Annotated in this window: 15 protein-coding genes and 1 pseudogene; 1 reads left to right on the top strand and 15 read right to left on the bottom strand. The window is 35.1% G+C overall.

The features are described 5' to 3' along the window. A pseudogene (locus B045_RS14985) lies at nt 1-153 on the top strand (IS256 family transposase); the annotation flags it as partial. Between the two features lie 146 nt (nt 154-299). Here B045_RS14985 and B045_RS15820 read toward each other — a convergent pair. From B045_RS15820 to B045_RS0100085, 15 genes are all read right to left on the bottom strand, one after another. Further along, the gene (locus B045_RS15820; protein WP_018462205.1) at nt 300-458 is read right to left on the bottom strand and encodes a transposase; all 159 of its coding nucleotides are present in this window, start codon (nt 456-458) and stop codon (nt 300-302) included. Between the two features lie 1,238 nt (nt 459-1,696). Beyond that, nucleotides 1,697-2,143 (bottom strand): hypothetical protein, encoded by a 447-nt coding sequence (locus B045_RS0100020; RefSeq protein ID WP_018462207.1) that lies wholly within the window; start codon nt 2,141-2,143, stop codon nt 1,697-1,699. Between the two features lie 71 nt (nt 2,144-2,214). Continuing rightward, on the bottom strand, nt 2,215-3,909 hold the full coding sequence (locus B045_RS0100025) for an ATP-dependent DNA helicase (RefSeq protein ID WP_018462208.1): 1,695 nt from the start codon (nt 3,907-3,909) through the stop codon (nt 2,215-2,217). Nucleotides 3,910-3,962: 53 nt separating this feature from the next. After that, on the bottom strand, nt 3,963-6,515 hold the full coding sequence (locus tag B045_RS0100030; protein WP_018462209.1) for a transglycosylase domain-containing protein: 2,553 nt from the start codon (nt 6,513-6,515) through the stop codon (nt 3,963-3,965). A gap of 50 nt (nt 6,516-6,565) precedes the next feature. Then, nucleotides 6,566-7,465: a tRNA (adenosine(37)-N6)-dimethylallyltransferase MiaA gene (gene miaA / locus B045_RS0100035; RefSeq protein ID WP_018462210.1), complete on the bottom strand. Its 900-nt coding sequence runs from the start codon at nt 7,463-7,465 to the stop codon at nt 6,566-6,568. Further along, on the bottom strand, nt 7,466-8,236 hold the full coding sequence (gene lpxA, locus B045_RS0100040; RefSeq protein ID WP_018462211.1) for an acyl-ACP--UDP-N-acetylglucosamine O-acyltransferase: 771 nt from the start codon (nt 8,234-8,236) through the stop codon (nt 7,466-7,468). It lies immediately after the preceding gene. A 7-nt stretch (nt 8,237-8,243) separates the two neighbouring features. Further along, nucleotides 8,244-9,635, bottom strand: a complete 1,392-nt coding sequence (locus B045_RS0100045; RefSeq protein WP_018462212.1) for a bifunctional UDP-3-O-[3-hydroxymyristoyl] N-acetylglucosamine deacetylase/3-hydroxyacyl-ACP dehydratase — start codon at nt 9,633-9,635, stop codon at nt 8,244-8,246. Nucleotides 9,636-9,650: 15 nt separating this feature from the next. Continuing rightward, nucleotides 9,651-10,685, bottom strand: a complete 1,035-nt coding sequence (lpxD, locus tag B045_RS0100050; RefSeq protein ID WP_018462213.1) for a UDP-3-O-(3-hydroxymyristoyl)glucosamine N-acyltransferase — start codon at nt 10,683-10,685, stop codon at nt 9,651-9,653. A gap of 138 nt (nt 10,686-10,823) precedes the next feature. Continuing rightward, entirely contained in the window at nt 10,824-11,648 is an 825-nt protein-coding gene (gene pyrF, locus B045_RS0100055) for an orotidine-5'-phosphate decarboxylase (RefSeq protein WP_018462214.1), read from the bottom strand. 27 nt (nt 11,649-11,675) lie between these two features. Continuing rightward, the gene (gene prfA, locus B045_RS0100060; protein WP_018462215.1) at nt 11,676-12,788 is read right to left on the bottom strand and encodes a peptide chain release factor 1; all 1,113 of its coding nucleotides are present in this window, start codon (nt 12,786-12,788) and stop codon (nt 11,676-11,678) included. 63 nt (nt 12,789-12,851) lie between these two features. Continuing rightward, nucleotides 12,852-14,015: an AIR synthase-related protein gene (locus tag B045_RS0100065; protein WP_018462216.1), complete on the bottom strand. Its 1,164-nt coding sequence runs from the start codon at nt 14,013-14,015 to the stop codon at nt 12,852-12,854. Between the two features lie 16 nt (nt 14,016-14,031). Beyond that, the gene (locus B045_RS0100070) at nt 14,032-14,778 is read right to left on the bottom strand and encodes a shikimate dehydrogenase family protein (protein WP_025882877.1); all 747 of its coding nucleotides are present in this window, start codon (nt 14,776-14,778) and stop codon (nt 14,032-14,034) included. Between the two features lie 31 nt (nt 14,779-14,809). Further along, nucleotides 14,810-15,544, bottom strand: a complete 735-nt coding sequence (gene ubiE, locus B045_RS0100075; RefSeq protein WP_025882879.1) for a bifunctional demethylmenaquinone methyltransferase/2-methoxy-6-polyprenyl-1,4-benzoquinol methylase UbiE — start codon at nt 15,542-15,544, stop codon at nt 14,810-14,812. Between the two features lie 40 nt (nt 15,545-15,584). Next, nucleotides 15,585-16,538 (bottom strand): phosphoribosylaminoimidazolesuccinocarboxamide synthase, encoded by a 954-nt coding sequence (locus B045_RS0100080; protein ID WP_018462219.1) that lies wholly within the window; start codon nt 16,536-16,538, stop codon nt 15,585-15,587. 8 nt (nt 16,539-16,546) lie between these two features. Beyond that, nucleotides 16,547-17,593, bottom strand: coding sequence for a PhoH family protein (locus B045_RS0100085; RefSeq protein WP_018462220.1), 1,047 nt, complete (start codon nt 17,591-17,593; stop codon nt 16,547-16,549). Nucleotides 17,594-17,694 lie beyond the last annotated feature (101 nt).

Below are 17,694 nucleotides of genomic sequence, written 5' to 3' on the forward strand. Positions count from 1 at the left end.
AAAGGTGTGTTTCCTAGTGATGCAGCATTGGAGAAATTAGTGTATCTGGCATACCGAAATATAAAGAAGAAATGGATAAGACCATTGGTAAATTGGGGACAGAGTGCGCAACAACTAGCTATAAAATTTGGTGATAGGTTTCAGATTATGTAACTTTGCTGCCGTGATTTTCTCCTCATCTGTGAAATGCGATTAAAAATCGCATCCCCCATCTGAGGTTAAGGACTAAAGAAATCAGATACTATGACACAGTTCAGTTGACGTACCCGAGTGATGTGACGTTATGAAGTGCATATAGTCTAAGTTAGAAATATTTTCGTCCTGAAGCCATATGCATTTCTTTTCATCATTTTTATCTTATAGTTGGCACCTTTCACTTTTCCTTTTGATAAGTGGCTATCATGCCGAACAAGTGTATACCTGTCCTGTGTGCCATCCATGTTATAAAAAGCTGTCATTCATAATTGTATTTTTGTTTGTTGTTATTCAAATATACTAAATAACATAATAGCTTTCTTCTTTTAAAATCATTTTATCACTTTAAATGTTGGATGACTCAAAAAGATACACCCTTGTGAACACAATGTTAGCATACATATCCTTATAATGATTTCATATTAATAAATGTGTTAAATATCACTATTTTGAGATGTATTTAGCAACAATAAAGCATTAATAGCCCCTCCCTACATTAACAAAAAAATGCAAGTTTTTAGTGCTGTTTCCTACATGTTTTAGCGAAACGTATTGTTATACAATACGTTAGCTTATGTATGAGAGTCCGTTCTCATACATTTTAGAGAGTGATTAGGCCCTAATCACTCTATTGTCCTACATGCTTTACCGAGTGATTAGGGCCTAATTACTCAAATGCATTCCGAAAAAGGTGATTTTATTCTCGCTGCGCTTTGTGCATTTTGACTACGACAGAATCTGTATACATATTCGTAGTTATGCATACTGAAACACTATACATTTCTAAAAACAGCTACTGATAGCCTTTACATATTCTGAAATCCTTTACTGAAAAGATATATGGTGAAATGTATTTACAGATAAGCTTGGCTTCTATATTTCATTTACAAAAATAAATGGGATTTCTATATTTACTATTATCATGAGAGGCACCATTTTGATTTGCATTACTGATGAAAACGTGACCTAATGGTCAAAGAAACAAAAGCGACTTTCGTATTGTGATTGGGAGAAAATTCACCATTTTGCGTGCAAATTCGTGCTAATAATGTAGGAATCATGTATGAAATATGTAGGAAACGGCATTCTCATACATACTTTAATCTGTTGACTGTTAATGGTTTAAGCAAAAATGTAGGTAATGTAGGTTATTTTTTTTTTTGAAACTTTTTCAATTTAGGGAGGGTAAACCTGTTAAATTGATGATGAATCTTTTTATTTAATAAAGTAGCTTTCAGCCTCGTAAGCTACTTTAATAGCGAAGTATTAAGTATTTAATTGACACAATAAAAGTATACAAATTAATATTAACTATAATATTGCTAGCACCTATTGATAGGGGGAGACTAGAGATTTCGAGAACTGCAGGTGCCTCCTTTTTCTTAATCGAAGAATTTTTTAATGCACAAAGTGATTGGATTACGACCAACAGCCATGATGTGAATGGAGATCGTCAAAAAGAAAAAGGTATCGTTAAAATTTTTAAATAACAAATCAACCTTTAATTACTTTCTTTAATCAAATTATCAAGGAAGTCATCCAAATCTTGGTTTAAACCTTCCATCAAATCTCCACCAAGAATAACAGTTTCATCATCAGCAAGGTATAGTTCTGCTATGTTTTCATTGTCATCATTTTCAAGCACAAAGCTATATGGCTTCAATATACCAAACTTATCAACAATTTTACTATTATCATGTAAAATTGAGCGAAAGATCTTAGTTATCTGATCATAAAAATCATCATCTTTATTATCAATCCATTGCTCAACAATACAACGAGTAATCTCCACTTCATCATCATCAAAGGCAAGCATTTCACCACTATCCTGACTGACAATAATGTGTATATCAGTTAATAATGACGGATCTTCATTCTCAGGAAATTTATGAGCAATTTTATTAATGAATCTCTCGATCTGCTGAGTGGTTTGTTCTGTTGGTTTCATATTTGATAATTTAATTGTTAGCAAAGGTAAGAGAAAGGAAAGATATATCAAAATTTTTTTGACCTTATTTTTTATTCCTTCATTAATTTATTCATTTTTTTCTTAGCTTCAGATAGACTCGGATATAGTTCAAGAGCTTTTTGATAATTTTTAATAGCAGCTTCTTTCATATTTGCAGCTTCACATTCCTTAGCCATGATTACATATTCTGCGGCAAGTTTCATGAGAAATTTATCTCTCTTTTTTATGTTTTCTGCTAATATCTCATTTTGTTTTCTCAATTCATTGATTATATTCAACTTTTTGCGAATATACCTCATGACTGAAGGCTTTTCTATATCATATCTACTATGGATTGCTAGGAAAAAGTTATCTAGTGCAGACTGCATGTTTCCATTATCAAAAGCCATTACGGTATCATGATATTGTTTATCGGCTTTACTTTGTTTTAATGCCGTATTAAGTACAACATCATCATTATATCCCTTAGCAAAATTAACAACTTCTTTTCTAATGAAAATATCTTCCCACCTTATAGGTTCTTTAAGACTAATACCCTCCATTGATGTACATCTGGATAACGCAACGTAAGCTTGGCCACCAGCAAACACGCCACCCGTAAAATCAATCTTTACTCGGGAAAATGTCAATCCTTGACTTTTGTGTACCGTTATAGCCCATGCAAGTCTAAGTGGAAATTGTCTATATGTGCCAATTTCATCTTCTTCAATTTTCTTTTCTTTAGCATTAAAGGTATATTTTACGTTACTCCAAATTTCCTGTTCTACCTCAACATCGTCACCATTCTCTGTTCTGATCAAGATATAACCGTCCTCAGCACTGTCAAGTCCAATAACTGTACCTAATGTGCCATTTACCCAACGTTTCTTAATATCATTTTTTACGAACAGAATTTGAGCGCCAAGTTTAAGTTCAAGTTCAATTGGAGTGGGGAGGCTACTTTGAGGAAACTCACCATTAATGATACCATAAAACATAGTAGGTTCTTCATCTATTAGCTTCAGCTTTTCGTTATTGATGAAATCTACAGTGTCTCTTCTAGTTGATAAAGTAATAGCAAGGCTAGAATCTTTTTCATCAAGTTCTTTTCCTACTCGCTTGTTTAAGACATCCAAGTCGGCTTTATTAATATTTGAAGTGCGGATACGATCAAGAATATCAATAAATAATGGATCAGTTTGTCTATATACTTTTTTTAATTCAATAGATATTAGTTGGAATCTACGGAATATTTTTGCATCAAAGAAAAATTTCGATGGATAATAGGGTTGTAATATTTTCCATTCATCTTCTTTTAAAACAGGTTCTAGCTGATATATATCACCAACAAAGAGCATTTGTTTTCCACCAAACGGCTCTCTCATATTTCTACAGTATATGCGTAAAACCTTATCAATGAAATCGATGATATCAGATCTAACCATACTTATTTCATCAATAATGATTAGTTCAACCTCTTGTATAAGTTTTATTTTCTCGGAATTATACTTTAACGTATTACGTATATTTCTTATAGAAAACTTAACATCATCAGGAAGCAAGGGATAGAATGGTAACTTAAAAAAGCTGTGAAGGGTTGTTCCTCCTGCATTTATAGCTGCTATTCCTGTGGGTGCAAGTATTATATGTTTCTTTTTTGTAGTATTAGCAATATAACGCAAAAAAGTAGATTTACCCGTCCCTGCCTTTCCTGTTAAGAAAAGTGAGCGATGGGTAAAATTAATAATCTGGAGCGCATTCTGCAACTCCAGATTATTTATATCTATGTTCTCGATATTTTTTATCTTGAATAAATTAATTACAAGTTGTCAAGATTCACTTGCTGTTCGGTAGCCTTATGTTTCTTTTTAGGCTCGACTGATTTAACAGCTTTCTCAGTTGACTTACTTGTTTTTGGTGTTGTACCTTCGTCATCTGATTCTGAATTTCCAGTAATTGGATTTCCATTTTCATCTAAAAGTACTTCCTCATTAGTAATCACGCTATCGCGTCGTACTGTATCTTTCTTGACAGGTTGAGTATAACTCTGACATGTATACATACCTCTAGTGATGTCTTCATCATGCGGTTTATCAAACTTGCCGTGATATCGCCGGAATGCAGGATCTTTAAATAGTGCTTGTAAGAAATAGCCGCAAATCGGCAAGGCCGTTCGTGATCCTTGTCCCAAAGCTCCAGTTCGGAAGTGGATACATCGATACTCACCACCAACCCATGCACCAACAACAAGTTTAGGACTTACACCCATAAACCATGCATCAGAGTGATTGTTACTTGTTCCTGTTTTACCACCAAATTCAGTATCTCGATAGTCACCAACATATCCCCACAGAGACTGTGATGTACCTCCTGGTTCACGCATACCTCCCTGCAACATCTGCTGCATCAAGAAAGCACTCTTATATGGTATAACTTGCTCGCTCTTTGTTGGTCCAACATAAACCTCATTGCCATCTTTATCAACAATTCTTGTAACCAAGACAGGATCATGATGTTTACCATTATCAGCTACAACGCAATATGCATTGACCATTTCAAGAAGATTCACATCACTTGATCCTAATGCTAACGAAGGTGTTTCATCAAGAGGGCTATTTATACCCATTTTCTTGGCAGTTTCAATGATTCGTTTAATGCCCATTTCTTGTCCCAGACGTACTGCGACTGAATTGACACTTTTTGCAAAAGCACTCTTTAGAGGCATAGAATCACCACTGAAAGAACCATCAGCATTGCCTGGTGTCCAAGTAACAACCTTGTGCTTTAACTTATCATATACTTGCATGGAAATGTATTCGTCTCTGCGCTTGTCACATGGTGTAAGTCCTTGATTCATAGCTTCGGTATAAACAAATAGCTTAAATGTAGAACCAGGTTGACGCATGGCAGTAACCTTGTCATATTTCCAAGAGTTGAAATTTATGTCACCAACCCATGCTTTTACAGCACCAGACTGAGGCTCCATAGCAACAAATGCACAATGCATAAATGTTGTCATATATTTGATTGAATCTTCAGAAGTCATAACCTTAGTAACTTCTCCCTTATCATAATCAAATACTTTCACTGGATGTCTCCATTCTTTGTAATAGTAGTTTACAGAGTCTGGGTTATGCGGAAAACGTGCCAACAAAGCTTTATAAAATGGTTGATGCTGCGCTATGTTCTGTATAAAATTAGGAATAACCTTGTGATTTTCATCTTGCCAAGGTTCCTGACGCATCCAATTGGAAGTTTGATTGCGATATATATCCCAATGGTGATTAAAATTCTGCTGAACTTGTTTCATCTGCTTTTGGGCAGCCTCTTCAGCATATTTTTGCATACGTGAATCAACTGTAGTATATATCTTTAAACCGCTAGAGTAGAGGTCATAACCATTTTCAGTACACCAACTCTTTAGATAAGTTGCAATAGCCTCACGGAAGTACTTTGCCTGACCATCATAATTTTCTTCAATTTTAAAGTCAAGCTTTATTGGTAATTCCTTTAAAGAATCCATTTCAGTACGACTTAAATCACCATGAGTTACCATGTTGTTTAGCACTGTGTTACGTCTCTTAAGACAATTCTCAGGATTAGTCTTTGGATTATAGTATGATGTTGCTTTCAGCATTCCTACCAATACTGCAACTTGATCAGTGCTAAGATTTCTAGGTGTAGTGTTATAGTATGTTTTGGCAGCAGTCTTGATTCCATAAGAATTTGATCCGAAATCAACTGTATTTGCATACATTGTGATAATCTCTTTCTTAGAATATACCGTCTCCAGCTTCGTTGCAATAATCCATTCCTTGCTCTTAACAACAAGGATTTTCAATCCTGGTATTCTTCCCAAAAGTCCAGCAGAGTATTGTGATCTCACACGGAACATATTTTTGGCAAGCTGCTGAGTAATAGTAGATGCTCCACGACCATCATGATGTAGTATAGCATCTTTCATAGCACCAAATAATCCAATTGGGTCTATACCCATGTGCTTGTAGAAACGCTCGTCCTCTGTGTCAATTAAAGCCTTAAAGAATTTAGGATTTACTTCTTCATATTTAACTGGAGTTCGATTCTCATTAAAATATTTACCGATAAGTTTACCATCTGCACTGTAAATTTCAGAAGCTTCACTGGTTTGTGGATCTAGGATACCAGAAAAATAGCCTGGTGATTTACCAAACAACCATAGAAAGTTCATATCTACCAAACCAAGATAGATAATAAAAGCTACAATACATGAAAGGAAGCCTACCATTGTCTTAGTATACCAAGCGCGCCCTTTATATAGGGATTTGTACCACGGCCAGAAATCGTGAGCACGACGCAGACTCCATTTAAATAATCTCTTTATCTTATTCATAATTCTATAATTATCTTTTTATGATGCAAATGTAATAAATAATTTAATATTTACACGCTTTTATCTATGTAATTTAAAATTTCTTCAACGTTGTCCGGGTTAAACCATTTAATCGTATCATCACGCTTAAACCATGTTAGTTGTTTACGCATGTATCTTCTTGTGTTTGATTGAATTTGTCTTATAGCTTCATCCAGAGTTAGAAGTCCGTCCAAATAATCTAAGATTTCCTTATAGCCTACAGTATTAAGAGAATTCAAATCGCGGAAGTTATATAGTTTAGAAACTTCATCAATAAGCCCAGCGTCAATCATATTTAAAACGCGCTTATTGATTCTATTATATAACTCTTCTCGATCTCGGTTTAATCCTATTTTTAAAATATTAAATGGTCGGTTTTTATTTGTGTTTCTTCTGAAAGATGTATATGTTTTCCCGGTCATCAGACAAATTTCTAAAGCATGTATAACCCTGCGTGGATTTTTTTTATCAACGATGTTCCAATGCTCAGGGTCCAATACTTTTAACTTATCAACGAGTTTATCCAACCCGTTTATTTCAAAATCATGCTTTAATTTTTCTCTGGTACTTTCATCAACAGTGGGGATATCATCAATGCCTTTACAAACAGCATCGATATACATCATACTACCACCTGACATCAATAAACTATCATGTTTTTCTTTGAAAAGTTCATCTATAATATTTATAGAATCCACTTCAAACATGGCTGCACTGTAGTAATCAGTAACACTATGATTACCAATAAAATAATGTAAAACATCACGTTGTTGTTCTTTGGTTGGAGCCGCTGTACCAATAGGCATCTCTGCAAAAATCTGTCTAGAATCAGCATTTATAATAGGTGATTTTAGATGTTTGGCTATAGTTAGACATAATTCAGTCTTCCCAACGCCAGTTGGTCCAAGAACAACAACGAGAGTTTTCATCTATCTGATAATGCCTCGTTTAGAGGTCTCTACAAAATCTATAATATATTGGATTTCAGGAGTGATTTCTAGGTTATTCTTTATCTCGCTAATACCTTCAGCTATGATACCTTTTGAATATAGCAATCTGTAAGCTGAATGAATATGCTCTATCAACTCATTGCTAAATCCTCTTCTTCTAAGTCCAATAAGATTTAATCCACAATATTTTACAGGAAATTTTCCTGCTATAATATATGGAGGGATATCTTGAGAGAAACGACTTCCACCTTGAACCATTACATATCCACCTATATGACCGAACTGGTGGCATAAAACCTCAGCACTTATAATGGCATTGTCATCAATAGTAACTTCACCAGCCAATTTTGTAGAATTTCCAATTATCAATCCATTTCCTAGCACACAATCATGAGCAACATGCATATTTTCCATAAACAGATTATTGCTTCCAACTTTTGTGGTTCCTTTTGAGGCTGTTCCTCTTGAAATTGTTACATTTTCACGTATACTATTGTTGTCACCAATTTCACACGTTGTTATTTCTCCTCTGAACTTTAAATCCTGCGGTTTTGTTGAAATGCTGGCACCCGGGAAAATTTCATTTCCATTACCAATTCGTGCACCAACACTTAATGTTACACTGTTCTGAAATACATTGTTATCACCAATGACTGTATCACGGTCAATATAACAGAACGGTCCAATAATATTATTATCTCCTAATTTTGCCTCAGGATGTACAAAGGCAAGTGGACTAATTTGATTCATATATAAATTACTTATTTTTTACTATTTGTGCTGTAAATGTTGCTTCGGAAACAACTTGGTCTCCAACAAACATATATCCTTTCATTGAACTAATTCCATGCCTCACAGGACTTAAAAGTTCAACTCTAAATAGTAAAGTGTCTCCAGGGACAACTTTTTGGCGAAATTTTACATCGTCTATTTTTAAAAAATATGTGGAATAACTTTCCGGATTTTCGAGCTGGCTAAGAACCAACAAACCACCACATTGAGCCATAGCCTCAATCATTAAAACACCTGGCATTACTGGTTCATTAGGGAAGTGACCTGTAAAAAATGGCTCATTTGCAGTTACATTTTTTACGCCAACGATGCTTGTTGAACCAATAGAGGTGATCTTATCAACTAACTGCATAGGATACCTATGTGGCAATAATTCGCGAATACGAATATTATCCATAACAGGATCTTCGTTAGGATTATAAATTGGAGCTTGAATTTCATGTTTGCGTATTTCTTTACGCATGAGTCTAGCAAACTTATTGTTGATAGTATGACCTGGTCTTGTTGCTATGATTCTGCCCTTTATTGGTTTACCAATAAGAGCCATATCACCAATAATATCAAGCAATTTATGACGTGTACATTCGTTTTCCCACATAAGCGGCTTATGCTGGATGTAACCAACTTTAGTAGCATTCATGTGAGGAACTTTCAATACGTCAGCAAGTCGATCAAGTTTTTCCTGACTAACTTCACGCTCATATATAACAATAGCATTATCTAAATCGCCGCCTTTAATTAAATTAGCTTCAAGTAAAGGAACAATATCACGTACGAAAACAAAAGTTCTAGCAGCAGCTATATCTTCATAAAATGTGCTTGTATTATCAAGTGTTGCAAATTGACTGTTGATAAATTTTGAGTTGAACGAGCACATGGCTGTTAAACTAAACTGATCATCAGGAAGAATAGTAATGACAGAGCCACTTTCTTCATCCTTTATTTCTATTTTATGTCGAATGATGTAATAATCTTTAGCAGCATTCTGCTCTATAGCGCCAATTTCCTTAATTTTCTCTGCGTACATTGCTGCAGAACCATCTAAAATAGGAAATTCTGGTCCATTTACTTGAATAAGGCAATTGTCTATACCTGAAGCATAAAGAGCAGCCATACCATGCTCTATTGTAGAAACCTTTACGCCACCTTTTGCAAGGACTGTACCTCTTTGAGTATCAACCACGTTTTCAGCTATAGCATCAATAATTGGTTGTCCATCAACATCTATGCGCTGAATTTTATATCCGGTATTTTCTGGAGCAGGATTAAACGTTACCGTAAGATCTAATCCTGTATGCAATCCTTTGCCAAAGAGAGAAAAACTACCCTTTAGAGTTGTTTGCTTTGTAGTTTCCATATCTTATCGTTATTTTTATTTTTTAAGTTCTTTAACTTCCTTTTTTAAAGCCTCTAATTCTCTATATATCTCAGGTAATTTCTGAACTAAAGCTTGTGATTTGAAATAAGAAAGTTTACCCACTGGAGGAGTACCTATAAGAGTTTGGTTACTCTTAAGATTACCAATAACACCACTTTTAGCACCTAAAAATACTTTATCGCCAATCTCAATATGTCCAGATATACCAACTTGACCTCCAAACATACACCATTGGCCAACCTTTGTGCTTCCTGCAATACCAACCTGTGCTGACATTACAGTATTTTCACCAACTTCAACATTGTGTGCTATTTGTATAAGATTGTCTAATTTGACACCTCTGCGTATAATAGTACTGCCCATAGTAGAGCGATCTACACATGTATTAGCGCCAATTTCAACATCATCCTCGATAGTTACTATTCCTATTTGTGGGATTTTGTCATATCCATCCTTTCCATTAGGAGCAAAGCCAAAACCGTCTGCACCAATAACACTACCAGAATGAATTGTTATCCTATTGCCAAATTTACATCCCATGTAAACAGTAACATTTGGATATATTATACAATCATTGCCCAATTTCACATTGTCTCCAATGACTGTATTAGGATATATTTGGCATCCGTCGCCAATGACAGCTCCGTCACCAATACATACAAAGGCTCCAATATATACGTCCTTACCAATTTGAGCCGTTGAAGATATGAAAGCTAAAGAATCAATACCACATTTCTTAGGGCGCATAGCTGCGTCGTACATCTGTAGTAGCTTTGCAACGCAATCACGAGCACTAGCTACACGAATTATAGTGGCTTCTACAGGCTTATCTAATATCAAGGTTTCATCAACAAGAACTACTGATGACTTTGTTTCATAAATGTAATGAGTATATTTGGGGTTCGAAAGGAACGAGATTGCTCCCGGTACACCTTCCTCTATTTTTGCAAATGTATTGATTGTTACGTTTTCATCACCCTCAATACTACCCTGAATAAATTGGGCTACTTGTTTTGCTGTAAATTCCATATTTATATATCAAATTCTATAATAATTTTGCAAATATAGCAAATTTTATTCAGTTATTGTTAATAACTAAGATATTATTTGATTTTAAATGCTGTGAATAGTCATAGAATACACATTGTACTATGACTGAAGATGAGTTTAAGCAAGCTTTGATAATTCATTAGCCATTTCTAGCTGAATATCATGAGCTTTTGCTGCAGCTGCATCTGCATAATCATCACCATTACTGGCAAAAATTATACCACGTGAAGAATTTACAAGCAATCCACAATCCTTAATAATTCCATATTTGCATACTTCCTGCAAACTACCTCCTTGAGCACCGACACCAGGAACTAACAGAAAATGATTAGGTGCAATTTTGCGAATGTCTTCAAACATCTTTCCTTGTGTTGCACCAACAACATACATCATATTATTTTCATTTCCCCATTCCTGACTTTTACTCAATACTTTTTCAAAGAGTCTTTCACCATTTTTATCCTCAATAAGTTGAAAATCATGGCTTCCCTTATTACTAGTAAGAGCCAATAATATAACCCATTTGTCTTTATATTCTAGAAATGGTTTAACACTGTCTTCACCCATATATGGAGCAACTGTCAAAGCATCTAAATTATATTCTTCAAAAAATGTTTTAGCATACATTGTGCTAGTATTACCTATATCACCTCGTTTAGCATCTGCTATAATAAAATGTTCAGGATATGCTGATTTTAAATAACTTATGGTGCGTTCAAAAGCAATCATTCCTTTAATACCATAGCATTCGTAAAAAGCCAAATTTGGTTTATATGCTACACAATATTTAGCAGTAGCATCAATAATGGCTTTATTAAAAGCAAATATCGGATCTTCTTCTTTCAATAAATGTTTAGGTATTTTATTGATATCAACATCAAGTCCAACACACAAAAAATTTTTTTTATTGAATATCTGCTTTACTAAATCCGTTCTATTCATAATAAGTAACTCTTTTGATTCTTATGTTTACAAACTTTCTGCCTTAAGTTTCTCGGCATTTTCAGCCACTGTTAAGGCATCTATCATCTCTTGAATGTTTCCACCAAGAAATCCCTGTAGGTCATGGGTTGTAAAACCGATACGATGATCTGTAACACGTCCCTGTGGAAAATTATATGTTCGAATTTTTGCAGAACGGTCACCTGTTGATACAAGACTTTTTCTTCTGCTAGCAATATCATCTACATATTTTTGATGTTCACGATCATGGATGAAAGTGTACAAACGACTTAAAGCACGTTCCTTATTCTTTGGCTGATCACGTGTCTCAGTACATTCAATAAGGATCTCTTCTACTTCGTTTGTATTTGGATTTTTCCAAGGATAGCGCAATCTTACTCCAGATTCCACCTTGTTTACATTCTGACCACCAGCACCACTAGAACGGAATGTATCCCATTTGACGTTGCCTTCATTTATGTTAACTTCGAATTTGTCAGCTTCTGGCAACACTGCAACAGTAGCTGCACTTGTCTGCATTCTACCCTGAGATTCAGTAGATGGCACACGTTGTACACGATGCACACCACTTTCATATTTCATTGTGCCATAAACATCAGCGCCACTGATAACAAAATCGATTTCTTTGTATCCACCGACAGCACCTTCAGAGATATCAGTAATACTAAGATTCCAACCCTTTATATCACTATATCTCTTGTACATGTTGAATAAATCACCTGCAAATAGTGCAGCTTCATCACCACCAGCACCGGCTCTAATTTCCATTTGGACATTTTTAGCGTCTTCAGGATCTTTAGGAACTAAAAGCATTTTGATTTTCTCTTCAATTTGTGGTTGTAGAGTTTCATTTTCTTGTAATTCCTCACGAGCCATTTCTTTCATGTCAGCGTCGTTCTCATTTGTAAGAATATTTTTTGCTTCCTTGATTGAATTCAGGCATGCAAGATATTCCTTACGTGCGTTCATAATGTCACCAAGGTCTTTCCATTCCTTTGTGAGTTTTACATATCGTGACTGATCTGTTATAACATCAGGATCAGTGATAAGTGTACTGACTTCTTCGAAACGGTTCTCAAGTCCGTCTAATTTCTCTAGTATGCTATTATTTTCTGGCATATATGTATGTTAGTTGTTATCTTTTTTGTGACATATTATCCTAAAAGTTTTGCAACCCTTACTTTAATATTCAAAAGTTCCGAATTCTGACTTAATTGTCAGACTCTTCTTTCCTTCTTCAATACGACCTATAACTTGTGCATCAATGTTAAACTCATTGCTTATCTTGATAATCTCATCAGCAAATTCTGGTTTAACGTATATTTCCATTCGATGTCCCATGTTGAAAACTTGATACATTTCTTTCCAATCAGTACCAGAGCATTCTTTTATTGCCTTAAATAATGGTGGAATAGGGAACATGTTATCCTTAATAACTCTGCAATTATCGCTTACGAAATGTAATACTTTGGTTTGTGCACCACCTGTACAATGTACCATACCATGAATTTCTGGACGTAACTTATCAAGTATTTTCTTAATAACTGGCGCATAAGTACGGGTAGGAGAGAGTACTAATTCTCCAGCGTTTAAAGGACTACCATCTACAGAATCAGTTAATTTATACTTTCCACTGAAAACTAATTCTTCAGGGACAGCATGGTCATAGCTCTCTGGGAATTTTTTAGCAAGATACTTTGAAAAAACATCATGTCTAGCACTAGTAAGTCCATTACTACCCATACCGCCATTATACTTTTTCTCATAAGTTGCCTGGCCAGTAGAACTCAATCCAACAATAACATCTCCAGGGCGTATATTAGCATTGTCAATAACATCGCTACGCTTCATTCTGCAAGTTACTGTTGAATCAACAATAATAGTTCTTACTAAATCGCCAACATCTGCAGTCTCACCTCCGGTTGGATAAATACCGATGCCCATATTACGCATTTCTGCTAAAAGATCATCAGTACCGTTTATAATAGCAGATATCAAATCACCAGGAATCAACATCTTGTTTCTTCCAATTGTACTTGACACTAGAATGTTGTCTACAGCACCAATGCATAGTAAATCATCTGTATTCATTACTATTGCATCTTGTGCGATGCCTTTCCAAACATCCAAGTCTCCTGTTTCTTTCCAATACATGTATGCAAGCGACGATTTTGTACCAGCTCCATCAGCATGCATAATATTGCAATACTCAGGATCTCCACCGAGTATATCAGGTATTACTTTACAGAATGCCTGTGGAAAAATTCCCTTATCTATATTTTTGATCGCATTATGCACATCCTCTTTTGCAGCGGATACACCGCGCATCATATATCTATTATCCATAATATTTTTATAGTATTTATCTATCTTCGTTCCAAAATTCCCAACTAGCAAAGGCTTGCAATAAAAGCATTTCTAAACCATTTTTCACTGTTGCACCCTGTTTCGCCCCTTTTTGCATGAACAGTGTCATGTCTGGATTATATATGAGATCATACAATAAAGTATGATTATCCATATACTCGTATGGCAAATCAGGACATTCATCTGCATGTGGATACATTCCACATGGTGTACAATTCACTATTACATTATATTCTTTAATCAGTTCTGGTGTAATCTTATTGTACTGAATAGCATCAGGACGTTCACTTCTACTTACAAAAAGTGTTTCAAGCCCTAAGGATTTTAATCCATAATTAATAGCCTTTGATGCGCCTCCAGTTCCAAGAATCAATGCCTTCTTATGACATTTCTCAATTAGAGGCTCTATACTCCTTGTGAACCCAATAACATCACTATTAAACCCTTTTAGAATAGTATTCTTACCCTTATGTGAAATGCGGATAACATTTACAGCACCTATAGCCCTTGCTTCAGGACTAATCTCATCAAGATAACTGATAACTTTCTCTTTATAAGGGATTGTTACATTTAGTCCTTTCAGCTCTGGATTAGTTGCTATAATTTCAGGCATTGTTTCAATGTTAGGTATCTCAAAATTGATATACTTAGCATTGATTTTTTCGTTCTCAAACTTTTCATTGAAATAGCCAATAGAGAACGAATGCCCCAATGGCATACCTATTAATCCGTATTTATCCATATTGTGATGTTTAAGAAAATAATAATAGCTTTTATTTAGTAGCGAAATACATTGTGCATATGCCAAATGTTAATCGCTTGAAACTAGCTTCTTCAAAACCGGCCTTATGTAATATTTTCAACATCACTTCTCCTTGCGGGAAAGCTTCTATCGTTGCTGTTAAATATTCGTATGCATTACAATCTTTGGAGATTAACTTGCCATAAGTCGGAAGAATAGTATGTGAGTACATTTTAAATAATTGATGCATTGGGAAACCAACAGGTTGTGTAAGTTCAACAATACTCAAATGTCCACCTTTTTTTAGAACTCTATACATTTCGCATAAACCTTTGTCTAAGTCCTGGAAATTACGAATTCCAAAAGATGCAGTAACAGCATCAAATGTATTATCCTCAAAAGAAAGGTTTAAACAATCTTCTTTTTTAAATGAAATAACATCTTGCAATCCTTCCTTTAAGACTTTTTGTCTGCCAACATTCATCATTCCTTCTGAAATATCAGCTCCAACAAGAGCTTCAGGCTCCAGCATCTTTGCAGATAAAATTGCAAAGTCGCCGGTTCCTGTTGCTATATCTAAAATATTCATAGGTTTGAATGGCGCCAACTGCTTTATAGCTTTCTTGCGCCATCCTTTATCTATATCCCATGAGAGTCTATGATTCAGAGTGTCGTAAGTCGGGGCAATATTGTCAAACATCTGTTCAACTAATTTACCCTTATCATCGTCTTTGCCATAAGGCTTTATCTTTTCTTGTTTATACATCATTTAGTATTGTGTACACCACTATCTATTTTTAAGCTATTTAGTGTTTTGCTATTTTAAGATAATCAGATACGTTCTTCTCAATTCTTGCAGCGATATCATCAGAATCTCCTGTCTTGTCAAGCTTCTCACCAGTAATATGCTCATAAAGTTCAATGTATCTCTGACTAACACTTTCTGCATACTCGTCAGTAATTTCAGGCATTGTCTGACCTGGCTCGTTCATGAAATTATGTTCGATAAGCCATTGACGAACAAACTCTTTAGAAAGTTGTTTCTGTGGTTCTCCAGCATTGAATTTTCTCTCATATCCATCTGCATAAAAGTAACGGCTTGAATCAGGAGTATGAATCTCATCAATCAAATAAACCTTACCATCACGCTTTCCGAATTCATATTTTGTATCAACAAGAATAAGTCCTTGTTTTTTAGCAATTTCCTGACCACGCTTAAATAGTTTCTTAGTGTAGTCTTCCATTACCTCATAATCTTCTTCAGAAACAATACCTTGAGAGATGATTTCCTCTTTTGAGATATTCATATCATGACCCTCGTCAGCTTTTGTAGTAGGGGTAACGATTGGTTCTGGGAAATACTGATTTTCTTTCATTCCGTCTGGAAGTTTTACTCCACAAAGTTCTCTGCATCCTTCACTATAAGAACGCCATGCACTTCCTGTAAGAATAGAGCGAATAATCATTTCAACACGAAATCCTTCACATTTAAGTCCTACTGTAACCATTGGGTCTGGTGTAGCAAGTTTCCAGTTTGGACAGATGTCACTAGTTGCATCAAGAAATTTTGCAGCTATCTGGTTTAGCACTTGTCCTTTGAAAGGAATACCTTTTGGCAGGACTACGTCAAAAGCCGAAATTCTGTCTGTTGCAACCATGACCATAAGGTCATCATTAATGTTGTAAACGTCACGAACTTTGCCGTGGTAAACACTCTTCTGTCCATCGAAATGGAAATCCGTTTTAGTTAAAGCCTTCATTTTAAATATTAATTAATATCGTTGTCAATCTTTTCAAATAGCGTAAACTCTTCATCATCATTAAAGTGTTCACGTCGTTGTGCTTTCTTAATATTGTTTTCTTCCTTCTCTTTTTCCTTTGCCTTATCATATTTGTCATAAGCATTCACAATGCGAGTAACAAGTTTATGTCTGACAATATCCTTTTGGGTAAGATTTACAATACTAATGCCCTCAACATGTTCAAGAATCTTCAGTGCTTCCTTGAGTCCACTTCTTTGGTCTCGAGGTAAGTCTATCTGAGTAACATCTCCAGTTATAATCATTCTTGTGCTAGCGCCCATTCTGGTCAGAAACATTCTTATCTGTTGAGATGTTGTGTTTTGTGCCTCATCAAGAATTACAACTGCATCACTTAGAGTTCTACCTCTCATAAAAGCCAAAGGAGCAATCTGTATTATATGTTTTTCCATCATATCCTGTAATTTTGCAGCAGGAATCATATCTTCCAAAGCATCATACAGAGGTTGTAAATATGGATCAATCTTATCTTTCATATCACCAGGAAGGAAACCAAGTTTTTCTCCAGCTTCAACAGCAGGGCGACTCAAGATAATCTTCTTTGCTGTTTTTTCTTTCAATGCCTTTACTGCTAAAGCTATGCTGAGATAGGTTTTACCAGTTCCTGCAGGACCAACAGCAAATGTCATATCGGTCTTCTCAAATGCGTCAATAAGTTTTTGTTGATTCTCAGAACGGCTTTTGATAGGGCGACCAGATATATTATAAACTAATACATCCTTAGTTGCTTCTGCCTTGGTTTTCTTTCCTTTTATAATATCAAGGATATCTTCGTCTGTAATTGAATTGTATTTCAAAACATGCAGACGCATAATTTCAATATCTTCTTCGACTTTAGCCATTTCCTCCTCATCACCTAAAACCCTTATTACATTATCACGTGCAACGATTCTGAGTTTGGGGAATAGCGATTTAATCATCTGTAAATGACTATTATTGACACCATAGAAGACTACAGGGTCAATTTCTTCCAAAACTATATGCTTCTCTATCAAAGTGTGAGATACTTAAATTTTAGGTGCAAAATTATTGTTTTTTTTTGAGATTACCAAATATTTAGTATATCTTTGCATGACTAAAAATGAAGTTTATAGAA

This window comes from Segatella paludivivens DSM 17968 = JCM 13650 (genome assembly GCF_000373185.1).
GTDB lineage: Bacteria > Bacteroidota > Bacteroidia > Bacteroidales > Bacteroidaceae > Prevotella > Prevotella paludivivens.